The organism is Faecalimonas umbilicata (assembly GCF_042846195.1).
Taxonomy (GTDB): Bacteria; Bacillota; Clostridia; order Lachnospirales; family Lachnospiraceae; genus Faecalimonas; species Faecalimonas umbilicata.
In genome coordinates this window covers 2,680,218-2,694,637 of the sequence record NZ_AP031411.1, presented here as the reverse complement: position 1 = coordinate 2,694,637, position 14,420 = coordinate 2,680,218, and the positions used below count along the sequence as shown (strand labels likewise).

13 protein-coding genes are annotated in these 14,420 nt (G+C 42.3%); 10 read left to right on the top strand and 3 right to left on the bottom strand.

The annotated features are described in order from the left end of the window. Nucleotides 1–66 precede the first annotated feature (66 nt). Entirely contained in the window at nt 67–951 is an 885-nt protein-coding gene (locus ACGG81_RS12955; protein ID WP_016439512.1) for an AraC family transcriptional regulator, read from the bottom strand. Continuing rightward, entirely contained in the window at nt 948–1,799 is an 852-nt protein-coding gene (locus ACGG81_RS12950) for a helix-turn-helix domain-containing protein (RefSeq protein WP_390108716.1), read from the bottom strand. Before ACGG81_RS12950 ends, ACGG81_RS12955 begins: the two co-directional genes overlap by 4 nt. A 121-nt stretch (nt 1,800–1,920) precedes the next feature. On the opposite strand from ACGG81_RS12950, the gene ACGG81_RS12945 reads away from it, so the two are divergent. Further along, a complete protein-coding gene (locus ACGG81_RS12945) occupies nt 1,921–3,027 on the top strand; it encodes a radical SAM/SPASM domain-containing protein (RefSeq protein ID WP_270457510.1) in 1,107 nt (368 codons plus the stop codon). A gap of 67 nt (nt 3,028–3,094) precedes the next feature. Here ACGG81_RS12945 and ACGG81_RS12940 read toward each other — a convergent pair whose 3' ends face one another. Next, nucleotides 3,095–4,555 (bottom strand): arylsulfatase, encoded by a 1,461-nt coding sequence (locus ACGG81_RS12940; protein ID WP_390108713.1) that lies wholly within the window; start codon nt 4,553–4,555, stop codon nt 3,095–3,097. Between the two features lie 238 nt (nt 4,556–4,793). Here ACGG81_RS12940 and ACGG81_RS12935 point away from each other — a divergent pair, with 238 nt between their 5' ends. The 9 genes from ACGG81_RS12935 (at nt 4,794) to rplI (ending at nt 14,414) form a co-directional block, all read left to right on the top strand. Continuing rightward, complete coding sequence (locus ACGG81_RS12935; RefSeq protein WP_117578431.1) at nt 4,794–6,167, top strand: carbohydrate ABC transporter substrate-binding protein; 1,374 nt, start codon at nt 4,794–4,796, stop codon at nt 6,165–6,167. A gap of 76 nt (nt 6,168–6,243) precedes the next feature. Beyond that, a complete protein-coding gene (locus ACGG81_RS12930) occupies nt 6,244–7,134 on the top strand; it encodes a carbohydrate ABC transporter permease (protein ID WP_008977121.1) in 891 nt (296 codons plus the stop codon). A 15-nt stretch (nt 7,135–7,149) separates the two neighbouring features. Next, nucleotides 7,150–8,031, top strand: a complete 882-nt coding sequence (locus ACGG81_RS12925; protein ID WP_390108709.1) for a carbohydrate ABC transporter permease — start codon at nt 7,150–7,152, stop codon at nt 8,029–8,031. 12 nt (nt 8,032–8,043) lie between these two features. Further along, nucleotides 8,044–8,214 (top strand): DUF6903 family protein, encoded by a 171-nt coding sequence (locus ACGG81_RS12920; RefSeq protein ID WP_008977119.1) that lies wholly within the window; start codon nt 8,044–8,046, stop codon nt 8,212–8,214. 249 nt (nt 8,215–8,463) lie between these two features. Next, entirely contained in the window at nt 8,464–9,390 is a 927-nt protein-coding gene (locus ACGG81_RS12915) for an NDP-sugar synthase (protein ID WP_008977118.1), read from the top strand. A 4-nt stretch (nt 9,391–9,394) separates the two neighbouring features. Continuing rightward, nucleotides 9,395–10,510 (top strand): phosphotransferase enzyme family protein, encoded by a 1,116-nt coding sequence (locus ACGG81_RS12910; RefSeq protein WP_008977117.1) that lies wholly within the window; start codon nt 9,395–9,397, stop codon nt 10,508–10,510. A 204-nt stretch (nt 10,511–10,714) separates the two neighbouring features. Further along, nucleotides 10,715–11,731: a UDP-glucose 4-epimerase GalE gene (gene galE, locus ACGG81_RS12905; protein ID WP_008977116.1), complete on the top strand. Its 1,017-nt coding sequence runs from the start codon at nt 10,715–10,717 to the stop codon at nt 11,729–11,731. A 188-nt stretch (nt 11,732–11,919) separates the two neighbouring features. Further along, on the top strand, nt 11,920–13,968 hold the full coding sequence (locus tag ACGG81_RS12900) for a DHH family phosphoesterase (RefSeq protein WP_008977115.1): 2,049 nt from the start codon (nt 11,920–11,922) through the stop codon (nt 13,966–13,968). Next, nucleotides 13,968–14,414, top strand: a complete 447-nt coding sequence (rplI, locus tag ACGG81_RS12895; RefSeq protein ID WP_008977114.1) for a 50S ribosomal protein L9 — start codon at nt 13,968–13,970, stop codon at nt 14,412–14,414. Before ACGG81_RS12900 ends, rplI begins: the two co-directional genes overlap by 1 nt. Nucleotides 14,415–14,420 lie beyond the last annotated feature (6 nt).

The following is a 14,420-nucleotide window of genomic DNA, read 5'->3' as shown; positions in this document are numbered from 1 at the left end:
TGCGGAGGTTTTTTTCTATATAAGAAGTTTTGTGATTTTTACTAAGTTTTACTCAAAGCCTCATGCTTAGACTTCTGAAAGTGCTTTGATAGACGAGACATATTCGGACGGTGTCATGCCGGTGATTTTCTTGAACTGCCTTGAAAAATAGTGGATGGAAGAATAGCCCAGTTTCTCGGCAATCTGTGTGAAATTCATTAAATCTGTACGCATCATTTGCTTTGCAGCATCGATTTTCATATTGGAAAAATATTCAATCACACCAAGTCCGGTCTTCTGTTGGAAAATCTTTTGCAGCTGCGAGCGGCCAATCATATTGTCGCGGCAGATCTGCTCAATCGTCAGGTGCAGACAGAGATTTTTTTCCATATAAGCAAGCACACGGTTAAACACTTCGGAATTGCCTTTGGAGGCGATCACTTTTGGAGTCGAAGAAGGACTGTCCTGTTTGCGACGAAGCAGATGGAGCAAAAAATGCTCCAGATGAATCCGGATAAATTGTTCTGCACCAAACGGAGGCTGCTCGCATTTTGTCATTTCGGTAAGATAAGGGTCATCCAGCCGACAGTTGAACAGTGTCTTCGCCTCTTTGACGATTTCACCGAGCAGAATCTTTTCGGTTTCATCGAGAGAGAAGATCTTCCCTTCAAAAAACTGCATCACTGCATCACTGCATTCGAAAGAGATAACGACAAGGTTCGGGGCAGAGCTTCCGGTCGCCTGTAGTCTGTGAAATTCATTTGGTTTGTGAAAGGCGACCTCCCCTTTTTTTAAACGTGCATGGATACTTTCCATATAAATATCAATCTCACCTTTGTCAACGAAGACAAACTCCCAGAAATTGTGGGACTCTCCGGCGAAAGAGAAATCGCTCATATATTCAAAATAATGGATGGTGAATACTTCGTGGATGGATATGGTGTCCGTCAGAAGTGTTCCTTTGTACATCATATTAAACCTCCTGCCTCATTTTGTGAGTCCATACTCTTGCGGTATTTGTTCGGAGAAAGCCCGGTTTCTTTTCGAAATACTTGCGAAAAGTAGGATTGAGAGGAAAAACCGACGACGGAAGCAATCTTTGCAATTGGGAAATTGGTAGTGCCAAGCAGATGTTTTGCCTCAGAAATCCGCTTCTCAATCAGGTAGTTGATCGGGGAAACTCCTTTATAATTTTTAAATGCATGTACCAGATAATATTTGTTCAGATACGTCAGGTCACTGAGTGTCTGAAGTGTGATATCTTCTTTGAAATGTTCATCCAGATACTGTTCGATGAACCGACATTCCCTTGTGATCTTCTTAGTCGGAGCAACGGACAGTGTTGTCTGTGTCTGACGAGTGATATTCCAGATGATCAGCTCCAGAAGATTCTGGCAGATGGATTCAAAATTTTCTTCTTTTTTCCGCACCTCTTTGAGCAGCATTTTCAGGTAAAAATGGAGCTCCTCGCGGTAGTGAAAGAAATTATGAATCGTATAATTAGTAAATTCGTCCTTGTCCGTAAATTGCAGTCCGTTGATCCCAAGGACAATGTATTCAAGAGGAGTGCCGGTTCCGCCTGATTCTGTGTGGGAAACATTCGGATTGACAATGATCAGATCATTTTCTTTGACCGGGAAACACTCGTTCTCAATTGTAAATTTTCCGGTTCCGTGGGTAATAAAAAACAATTCGGTAAAATGATGCGTATGTGCAAGGCTGTGCCAGTCCTGCTCATATTTTGCTTCTGTGATATAGAGCAGATGGACATCGATTTTTTTGGAATTTTTCTCTTCCAGGCGATAATTTTGATTACTCATAATAGGTCTCCTTTGGGTTTATTATATAGATGTTTGTTGAAAAAAGCAATAAACGAATCGGTGTCATTTACAAGCTTGCTGTCAGATAGTATAATCCGTGTAATGAGGAGGAGAAAACATTATGAACTATCTTTCATTTTTAGTAAAACCTGCATCATCCCTATGCAATTTGAAGTGTCCGTACTGCTTCTATGAGGACATCAGTAATAGGAGAGAACGTCCATGCAGTGGGAAAATGAAGCCGGAAATCATGCGGAAATTGATTGACCGTGCCATTGCAGAAACGGAGGAAGATGCACAGATTACATTCGCATTTCAAGGTGGGGAGCCCACCCTTGCCGGGCTGGAGTATTATAGACAATTTACAGAGTATGTCCGTGAAAAAAAGGGGGCACGCACAGTACGATATGCCATTCAGACAAATGGTACGCAGATGGATGAGTCGTGGGCACGGTTCTTTCGAGAAGAAGACTTTCTCGTGGGTGTTTCGTTGGATGGGTATGAGTCTAACACAAACCGTTTTCGGGTAGATCAAGAGGGAAAGGGAATGTATGCGCAGATCATGCAGGGAATCCGGCTGCTGGAACAATATGAAGTGGCATATAATATTCTTACTGTACTGACACCACGGCTTGCGGCGCATCCGGAAGCATATTATCATTTCTTGAAAGATCAGGGATTTTCTTATGTGCAGTGTATTCCGTGTCTTGGAGAATTTCCAGAACAGCAACAGAGTGCAGTGACTGGAAATGATCAGGAACTAAAGCCAGAACAGTACGCCGAATTTTATAAGCGGTTCTATCGGCTCTGGCTGGATGATTATGTGCATGGAGATTACATGAGTGTGACTCTGTTTGATAATTTGCTGTTGATGTTGTCTGATCGCCCTCCGCAACAGTGTGGAATGCTTGGATTCTGTACAGCGCAGCTTGTGGTGGAGGCAGACGGCAGTGTATATCCGTGTGATTTTTATGTGTTGGATCAGTATTGCTGCGGAAATCTGCAAGATCAGACACTTCAGGAACTTTTATATAGTGAAGCGATGAAAAACTTTATTCAGGAAGAAAGACAGATAAAAAAAATCTGTGAGACATGTCCATTCTGGAAAATCTGCCGCGGTGGCTGCAAGAGACAGAATGGAACCTATCTCACAGAAGAGTGGTGTGGTCACAGAGAATTTCTGATGGAGGCATATCCGACATTGTTCCGGATCGCACAGACACTTTGAAAGACTCTGTGATTATTTTTTAAAAGTAGCAGAACACAGCTGGAAATCAAGATTTCCAGCTGAATTCTTATAGAATATGAGATAAATTTGCGACCGGTGTACAGCCGCTTTGGAGTGAGACTCCGTCGCTGTACCCCTCTTCGCGGCCATCGAGTTCTTGAATCAGAAGAGCGCGAAGATAGGCGATCCGAGCCTGATATGCTTCATCGGCGATTGCATTGTGTTCTTCCCGCGGATCTTTTCTCAGATCAAAGTACTGTTCAGTATTTTTCTCGCTGTACCAAATATATTTATCAGTCTCCGTCACGATAAAATGACTGGACAGACCGGAGTGGAAGCTGTGTTCTCCGTGCAGATACTCGCGGTTGTTTTGCTCTTCTTTCGGCTTTCCGACAATCTCTGGCATCAGAGAGAAGCCGTCCACACCCTCTGGAACCGGGATACCTGCAAAATCGAGGAGTGTTGGAAGGATATCGCGCAGTTCTGTGATCGTATTGCTGCGAATCGGTTTGGAAGGGCATACATTTTTGCCGACGTGGAACAGAAGTGGGATATGTGTGCTTCCTTCGTAGGCAAATACTTTTCGGTACAGGTGATGATCAAAGAGTAGTTCCCCGTGATCGGACAAGAAGAGAATCACAGTGTTGTCATATTCTCCGCTTTCCATCAGTGCAGAGAGAAGCCGTCCGATCTGGTGGTCGACATGTGTGATGCAGGCATAGTATCCCGCCATTGCATTGTGTTGCTGTTCGGCATCGTTGCAGCCGTAGATAGAGTCTTTCCTATATCCGAACTGTTCGGTACTTGCGGTGTCATCCCAGTCGCCGCAGGCAGGTGCCCTAAGTTCTTTGTCTTTGTACAGATCGAAGTAGGATGCCGGCGCATCAAAAGGCTGGTGCGGACGGACATAGGAGCTCATCAGGAAAAATGGTCTGGTGCGATCACGTGTTTCTAAGAAGCGGATACTTTCTTCCGTCACCCAGTTTGTCGGATGCAGCCGTTCTTCATAGATCCACGGGTGGGTCACCCAGGAGTTGCATTCCGGTCCGCTGGCATTGAAATCCGCATGGGATCCGAGAGCATTTTTTAAATCATAAAGATAGTCATCAGTCACCGTCTGATGCTGAAAATGCGTAATGGAGGCATCCCGGTAATATCCAAGATAGCCATCGTGCAGACGCAGTCCTTGGAACCCGCAATGTTTTCTCACCGGATGTACATGCATCTTTCCAACACACTGTGTCTGGTATCCGTGTGTACTGAACTCTTCTGCGAGCATGTGATCGTAGTTCCAGTCAATACCATCCTCATATCCGACACGTCCGTGGTGCTCTTGACTTTTCCCGGTAAAAAGCGCAGCTCTTGCAGGGATACAGCTTGGACAGGAGGAATAGGCGCGGTCAAAAAAGGCACCATCAGAAGCGAGCGTGTCAAGGTAAGGTGTCTTGACGTCCGGATGTCCGGCATAGGAAAGGCAGTCTCCACGAAACTGGTCACACATAAGAAGTAAAATGTTTGGTTGTTTCATCATTTTTTCCTTTCATATTATTACATATTTTTCGGTTACCAATGCAGGCAGCTTTTGATACAATCATAAACACTGGGAAAAAGAAAAGCAAGGAAGAGTTTTTTATTAATTTCATATTTTTAGCTTTGAGAGCAATATACATAAAAATGAGAACAACATTAATATAGAAAAAATGACGGATGTAGTGTAGAATATAGTGTATAAAGTGAACGAAATAAACAAAAGGAGGAGTTCGGTTATGAAAATGAAAAAAGTAACAGCGCTTTTACTTACAGTTGCAATGGCTGCTACTATGCTTGCAGGATGCGGAAGTAAAGAGGAAAAAGCAGAAGGCAAGAAAGAAGATGGAAAGACAGTCCTGAAATTTGCTGCATTTGAAGGTGGAAATGGAGCTGAGATCTGGAAAAATATCGAAAAAGCATTTGAGGAAGAACACAAAGATGTAGACGTAGAATTACACCTTTCTTCTGAGCTTGATAAAGATTTGCAGAAAGACTTTAAGAACGGAAATGTTCCAGATGTTGTATATTACAATTTAGGTCAGGAGAGCGGATTCGTAGAGACCATGTTAAAAGAAAAAGCAATCGCTGACATCTCAGACGTATTTGATGATGAGTTAAAAGGTAAATTAGTAGGTGGTATTACAGAGAATGCTGCGGCACAGCCATACGGTGACGGAAAAGTTTACCTTGCTCCGATCATTTATACACCAACAGGATTATGGTATAACAAAGACTTATTTGAAGGAGCAAATAAGAAATACGACCTTCCGACAACATGGGACGAGTTCTTTGCACTTGGAGACAAAGCAAAAGCTGACGGAATTTCTTTATTTACATATCCACAATCAGGATACTTCGACGCAACAATGTATCAGATGTTAGCACAGGCAGGTGGAATTGATTTCTACAACAAAGCTGTAAACTACGATGAAAAGACATGGACATCTGAAGAAGGAAAGAAAGTTGTTGATACAATCGCAAAACTTGCTTCACCAGATTATATCCAGGCAGATACAGTTGCAAATGCAAACTCAGACGGTGGATTCAAGATCAATCAGCAGAACGTGATCGACGGAAAAGCATTATTTATGCCAAATGGTAACTGGGTAATCGGGGAGATGGCAAACTCTACTCCGGAAGGATTCAACTGGGGAATGATGGCACCTCCGAAGTTCAATGCAGATGAAGATAACTACATCTACACATTCACAGAGCAGATGTGGATTCCTGCAGATGCAGAAAATATGGATCTTGCAAAAGAATTTGTAAAATTCATGTACTCTGATACAGTTGTTGATTTAATGCTCAACAACAAAGTAGTGAACAAAGAGACAAATGAAGAATCAGCAGCTCCAATCGTATCACCGGTTCTTGGCGCATCAGACAAGCTGGAAGATGGAACAATCAAAGATACTTATACACTGGCATCTTCTGACGGATACGAAGCAGTTGCAGGTACATGGGCTACAACAAAACCAATTGATGGATTTGATATGAAAGCAACAGTTTATGGTGCGATCGATGCTCTGAATACAGGAGAGATGACAGCAGATCAGTACCAGAAACAACTGGTAGATGCATGGGAGAAATTATTAGAAAACGTAGAATAATTATCCAGATAAGTTATAGTTAATCAGAACGGTGAGTTATCAGGGCTCACCGTTTTTTAAGGAGAAAGATAAGCTTATGAACAGAAAACGATCAGAAAGAAGATTTGTCTTTGCATGTCTGGCACCGGCAGTAATCTTGATGGTTCTCTTTATTTTCATTCCTACAATCAATGTATTTCGGATGTCCTTATACCGCATGGGAGGAATTACGAACAAACAGACATTCATAGGACTGGAGAACTTTAAAACACTGCTGGGGGATAAGAATTTCCTTCAGGCAATGCAGAATACAATATTGATTATTGTGTTAGTAATGATCTGTACGATCATTCTTGCTGTATTATTTGCAGCATTGTTAAACAGAGGAACTTTTAAGGGAAAGAACTTTTTCCGTGTTATTTTTTACATTCCGAATATTTTATCCATCGTTGTTATTGCGGGTATCTTTGGAGCTATTTATAACCCCAGTACAGGTCTTCTCAATACATTCCTGAAAGCGATTCATCTTGATGGACTGGCACGTCAGTGGATGGCAGAGCCGAATATTGTGATCTATTCTGTAATCTTTGCGCTGATCTGGCAGGCAATTGGATACTACATGGTAATGTATATGGCAAGTATGGCAGCGATTCCACCGGATTATTATGAGGCGGCATCTCTGGATGGAGCGACAGAGATCCAGATGTTTTTCAAGATTACATTCCCTCTGATCTGGAGCAATATTCGTACTACATTGACATTCTACATCATCAGTACGATCAACTTAAGCTTCCTGTTTGTCCAAATTATGACAAATGGAGGACCGAATGGAAATACAGAAGTGGCGCTGAACTATATGTATAAGCAGGCATACACAAACGGTTCTTATGGATATGGTATGGCGATCGGTGTTGTGATCTTCCTGTTCTCATTTATTCTGGCAGGAATTGTAAATAAGATCACAGACAGAGAAGTTTATGAATTTTAGGAAAGGAGAGCAGATATGGAAAAAATTAATAAACATAAAAAACCAAGCAGTTATATTTATAAGCTGTTCATCTATGTAGCTCTTCTTGCACTGGCAATTTCTATCATTATTCCGGTAGCATGGGTATTCATGGCAAGTTTGAAGAAGAACTCAGAGTTTATCGGGGGAGATGTAAGTCCGTGGGCACTTCCGAAAGAATTTTTTGTACAGAACTTTGTTGTGGCATTCCGCGATGCGAACATGGGAACGTTTTTCTTAAATTCTGTGATCGTTACTGCAACAGCATTGATCCTCCTGTTACTTCTTGCACTTCCGGCATCTTATGCACTGTCAAGATTTAACTTCAGAGGGAAAAAGATTCTGAACATTGCATTTATGGCAGGACTTTTCGTCAACATCAGTTACATTGTAGTACCGATCTTCCTGATGCTCAGTGATGCAAATAAATTGCTCGGGGTAGATTTCTTCCTGAATAACAGGTTTATCCTGGCGCTTGTCTATGCATCGAGTGCACTGCCATTTACAGTGTATCTTTTGAGCGGATATTTCCGAACATTGCCGAAAGGATTTGAGGAAGCGGCATATATTGACGGATGCGGATACTTTAAGACGATGACAAAGATCATGGTGCCTATGGCAAAACCAAGTATCATCACAGTGATTTTATTTAACTTCTTGTCATTCTGGAATGAGTATATCATTGCCTATACATTGCTGGATGGAAATGATACGCTGGCGATGGGACTGAAAAATCTGATGGCAGTGGAAAAGACAGCTACCAACTACGGTATTATGTATGCCGGACTTGTGATTGTTATGCTGCCGACATTGATCTTATACATCATGGTACAGAAACGTCTGACAGAGGGTATGACTCTCGGCGGACTGAAAGGTTAGGAGGGACTGGCAATGAATAGTAGTACAGTAAGAAATATTATCATGTGTGTTGCATTTGTTATTTTCCTTGCTATGATCATCGTTGGTCAGAGACATATTTCTGTATCCGGACTTGCGATGGAGGTCATCGGATTGATCGGACTTCTGACACTTTTGTTCGTATATAACCACAGATACAAATAGAAGAGAATATGCTGGAATCTAAGAACGGATTCCGGCATATTTTTTTTGGAGGAACTGCATTCCTTTTTTTTAAAATATGAGTTATATTAATGTAAGAAGATTATATAAAAGGAAAGAAAGGCATAGACCTTGAAAGGAGACGATTGTGCAAACATAGAAAGAAATTGACTAAAGATTTTTTAAAAAACATCAGGTAGAATAGTAGATAATACAAAACAGAAGTGATAGATGAACAGGAGGTAGTTCAAAATGAAAAAACCAGTATTAGTAATTATGGCAGCCGGAATGGGAAGTCGTTACGGCGGATTAAAACAGATTGACCCAGTAGATGAGCAGGGACATATTATTATGGATTTCTCTATCTTCGATGCAAAGAGAGCAGGATTTGAGAAAGTCGTATTTATCATCAAAAAAGAAAATGAGGCAGATTTTAAAGAAGCAGTCGGAAAACGCATGGAAGAAGTGATGGATGTTGCTTATGTATTCCAGGATCTTCACAACATTCCGGAAGGATTTGAAGTGCCGGAAGGACGTGTGAAACCTTGGGGAACTGCACATGCCGTATTAAGCTGTATCGATGAAGTGGACGGACCATTTGCGGTAATCAATGCAGATGACTACTATGGAAGAGATGCCTTCCAGAAAATCTATGACTTCCTTTCTACTCATGAGGACGATGACAAGTTCCGTTATACAATGGTCGGATATCAGCTGGAAAATACATTGACAGAGAACGGACATGTAGCCCGCGGGGTATGTACGACAAATGAGGCAGGCGAGCTTGTAAAAGTAGAAGAGCGGACAAGAATCGAGAAAAAAGGTGACGGTGCTGCCTATACAGAAGATGAGGGAGCAACCTGGACAGATCTTCCGAAGGGAAGCATTGTGTCTATGAATATGTGGGGATTCACAGCAAGCATTCTGCAGGAGATCAAAAATGGATTTGCTTCTTTCTTAGAGGAAGGATTAAAGACGAACCCTCTGAAATGTGAATACTTCCTTCCGACAGTTGTCAGCAATCTGCTGGAAGAAGACCGCGCAACTGTATCCGTACTGACATCTGCAGATAAATGGTATGGAGTAACTTATAAAGAAGATAAGCCAGTCGTAGTAGCTGCGATCAAACAGATGAAAGAAAATGGATTATATCCGGAAAAATTGTGGGGAGAAGAGTAAGATCATGGGAATGGTATCAAACAGACAAAAAGACGAAGCAATTGCAAATTTTAGATTTGAAGGGGTTCTGATCGATGAGCGTCCATATGGAAGTGGACATATCAATGATACATTCCTTCTGACATTCGATATCTCCGGTATGGGACTTCTGCGTGTAATCTTACAGCGCATGAACAAAGAAATCTTTACACAGCCGGAAGAATTGATGGAGAACGTACTCGGTGTTACTTCTTACCTTCGTAAGAAGATCATTGAAAACGGTGGAGATCCGGAGAGAGAGACATTAAATATCATTCGCACAGTTGCAAACAGACCGTACTATGTGGATTCTCAAGGGGACTACTGGAGATGCTACAAATTCATCGATGGAGCTACCAGCTATGACCAGGTAGAAAAACCAGATGATTTCTATCAGAGCGCAGTATCTTTCGGTAACTTCCAGAGATTGCTTGCAGACTATCCGGCAGAGACTCTTCACGAGACGATCAAAGGATTCCATGATACAAAGGCACGTTTTGAAGTGTTCAAAAAAGCAGTGGAAGCAGATGTGTGTGGACGTGCAGCTTCTGTTCAGAAAGAGATTGATTTTGTTCTGGCACATGAAGATGTAGCTAACGTATTTGGAGATATGCTTGCGGCAGGAGAACTTCCGCTTCGTGTGACACACAATGATACAAAATTAAATAACATTATGATCGACGATAAGACGGGAAAAGGAATCTGTGTGATCGACCTTGATACAGTTATGCCGGGACTTGCAATGAATGACTTTGGGGATTCTATCCGTTTTGGAGCAAGTACAGGGGCAGAAGATGAAATCGATCTGAGCAAAGTGTCCTGCGATATGGAATTATTTGATCTGTATGCAAAAGGATACATCGAAGGATGTGGCGGAAAACTTACAAAGAAAGAGATCGAGCTGATGCCAATGGGAGCAAAGGTTATGACATTTGAATGTGGTATGCGTTTCTTAACAGATTATCTTGAAGGAGATCATTACTTTAAGATCCACAGAGAACATCACAATCTTGACCGCTGCCGTACACAGTTTAAGCTTGTGGAAGATATGGAAGCAAAATGGGATATCATGCAGGAGATCATCAGGAAATATAACGTTTAAGTAAGAATGTTTCTTGAGAGTGTGTGGGAAATCCGTAGATAAGATTTGAAAGAATTTGTGAGAAATAAGTTTAAAACAGAAAAAATGTTTTAAAACAAAAAATATAAAAAATAGTTGTACTGCCCGCAGTACGGTATTATAATAGAAGAAGAGAGAGATTTCTCATGTTACCCTACAAATCGTAAAAAACAGGAGGATACGAACATGGCAATTTTAGTAACAGGCGGAGCCGGATATATCGGAAGCCATACATGCATCGAATTAGTGAATGCAGGATATGACGTTGTTGTATTAGATAACTTATGTAATTCCAGCAAGGAATCTTTAAAACGTGTTGAGAAGATCGTCGGAAAACCAATCCCATTTTATGAGGCAGATATCCGCGATGCAGAGGCGTTAAAGAATATATTTGAGAAAGAAGATATCGATGCAGTCATTCATTTCGCAGGATTAAAAGCAGTTGGAGAATCTGTTGTAAAACCATTAGAGTATTATGACAACAACATTGCAGGAACACTGGTACTCTGCGATGCAATGAGAAATGCGGGAGTGAAGAACATTATCTTCAGTTCTTCTGCAACAGTATATGGAGATCCGGCATTTGTACCGATCACAGAAGAATGCCCGAAAGGACAGTGTACAAACCCATACGGCTGGTCGAAGTCAATGTTAGAGCAGATCCTCACAGATTTACATACAGCAGATCCGGAATGGAATGTCGTATTACTCCGTTACTTTAATCCGGTAGGAGCACATAAGAGCGGAACAATCGGAGAGAACCCGAAAGGAATCCCGAACAACTTAATGCCTTATATTACACAGGTGGCAGTTGGGAAGTTAGAGTGTCTCGGAGTATTCGGAGATGACTATGATACACATGACGGAACAGGTGTGCGCGACTATATCCATGTCGTAGACCTTGCACTTGGTCATGTGAAAGCATTGAAGAAGATTGAAGAGAAAGCCGGTGTATGCATCTACAACCTTGGAACAGGAAATGGATATTCTGTTCTGGATATGGTAAAAGCATTCAGCAAAGCATGCGGAAAAGAGATTAAATATGAGATCAAACCGCGTAGAGCCGGAGATATTGCAACTTGCTACGCAGACCCTGCAAAAGCAAAAGAAGAACTTGGATGGGAAGCTGAGAGAGGACTCGATGAGATGTGCGAAGACTCATGGAGATGGCAGTCAAACAATCCAAACGGATATGAAGCATAAAAAGATATGAGAATCTCATAGAGAGAAAGAGAGAAGACAAGCTCTGGTTACAGAGGGATTGGATTCTCTCTTTTTTTTGGTTCGAGCATTTTAGGAAGCAGATTGTCTGTCCAAGGATTGGTACTTCCATATCGGGGGGAAAAGTGGTATAATTTAACGGTAACTTTAGTTCTATTGAGGGTTAAAATATGAAGAAGGATATTCGATTAAAAGGACAGCTCCGCTTTTACATGCAGTGGCCGATCTTTATGCTGATCCTGCTCGTAGCGATGACCATCTGGATCTTTTTTACGAGCAGTCAGGCAGGAATCATGATGGCAATCATTGTGACAGTGTATGGAATCGGAGTAGGTGTGCTCTATATGTACAGTAAGTCGCTGATCATGGCAGACCTGGTACAGTTCGCAGCACAGTATGGTGTTGTTCAGAATACACTGCTGAAGGAACTTTCCATTCCGTATGCACTTCTGATGGATGATGGGCAGATTATATGGATGAATGACAGTTTCAAAGTAGTGACAGGGCAGGGCGACAAGGCAGAGAAGTATATTAATAAGGTCATTCCGGAACTGAACCGGGGCGTATTTCCAAAAGCGGAATCTGAGCAGGTGCAGCTGAATGTTATTTACAAGGAGAAGGAATATTCAGTAGCTATGCACAAAGTATCTGTGGAAGGATTTAGTGAGACAGAGGAACTTTTGCAGCTTCCCAAGGAGAAGGAATACTTTATTGCAATCTACCTGAAGGATGTCACAGAACTGAATAAGTACATTCGCGAAAATGATGCACAGAAGATGGTAGCAGGTCTGATCTACATTGATAACTTTGATGAAGTCATCGAGAGTGTTGAAGAAGTCAGACAGTCACTTCTGGTAGCGTTGATCGACCGGAAGATTAATCAGTATATTGCAAAGATTGACGGGATCGTCAAGAAAATGGAGAAGGATAAATACTTTATCGTGATTAAGAAAAAGTATTTCCAACAGTTGAAAGAAGATAAGTTTGCATTGTTAGAGGAGGTCAAGGGCATTAGCATTGGAAATGAGATGCCGGCGACACTCAGTATCGGTCTTGGGATGAGTACCGATACTTATGCACAGAGTTACAACTATGCCCGGGTGGCAATCGATCTTGCACTTGCAAGAGGGGGTGACCAGGCGGTTGTAAAGGATGCGAACAATATTACGTATTTTGGCGGAAAGCGCGAACAGGTGGCAAAGAATACGCGTGTGAAGGCGCGAGTCAAGGCAGAGGCTCTGCGGGAGTTTATTGCCGCGAAGGACAAAGTCATTGTCATGGGACATAAGATCGGGGATGTAGATTCTTTTGGAGCGGCAATCGGTATTTATCGTGCAGCTACAATTATGGAGAAGAAAGTACATATCGTGATCAACGATATCACAAGTTCTGTCAGACCGCTGTATGAGCGTATCCGGGATAATGCGGCATACGATGAAGATCTGTTTCTTACTTCCTCTCAGGTGGAGGATGTGGTAACGGAAAATACGATGGTTGTTGTAGTCGACACAAATAAGCCGGAACTGACAGAGTGTGAGGAACTGCTTGGCATGACAAAGACGATCGTCGTGCTCGATCATCACCGGCAGGGAAGCAACAGCATTGATAATGCAGTATTATCTTATATTGAACCGTATGCATCTTCCACCTGTGAGATGGTCGCAGAAGTGCTGCAGTACATTGCGGATGATATCCGGATCAAGGCGGTGGAAGCAGACTGTATGTATGCGGGAATCATGATCGATACAAATAACTTTGTGAGCAGAACTGGTGTGAGAACCTTTGAGGCGGCAGCATTTTTAAGGCGCTGTGGTGCAGATATCACCCGGGTGAGAAAGATGTTCCGAGATGATATGGATTCGTATCGTGCAAAGGCGGAGACGGTGCGCAGAGCAGAGGTATACAGAGGTGAATTTGCTATTGCGGAGTGTCCGGGCAAAGGAATTGAAAGTCCGACGATCGTCGGAGCCCAGGCAGCGAATGAGCTGCTCAACATTGCGGGGATCCGTGCATCGTTTGTATTGACAGCATACAATGGGAAGGTGTATTTGAGCGCCCGTGCCATTGATGAGGTAAATGTTCAGGTAATCGCAGAACGTCTCGGCGGAGGCGGCCATATCAACGTAGCAGGAGCACAGTTTTCCGATATGGAAGTCGAGGAAGTCATTGGGATGATCAAAGGCACACTGGACGAGATGATAGAAGGAGGAGATATATAATGAAAGTAATTTTATTAGAAGATGTAAAGGCACTTGGGAAAAAGGGAGAGATCGTAAACGTCAATGACGGGTACGCAAGAAACTTTATCTTGCCGAAGAAATTAGGTCTCGAAGCAACTGGAAAGAATTTAAATGACCTGAAGCTTCAGAAAGCGAACGAAGAAAAGATTGCGCAGGAGCAGTTAGAGGCTGCCAAAGCACTCGCAGAGAAGATTGCAGCAGGAAAGGTGACACTGCAGATCAAAGTTGGAGAAGGCGGCAGAACTTTCGGATCTGTTTCTTCCAAAGAAGTGGCACATGCAGTCAAAGAGCAAATGGGATATGATATTGACAAGAAGAAAATTCAGTTAAAAGAAGCAATCAAGACATTGGGAACACATATCGTTCAGGTGAAACTTCACACAAAGGTGACAGCAGATCTGAAAGTCGTTGTCACAGAAGCGTAGGTGGAA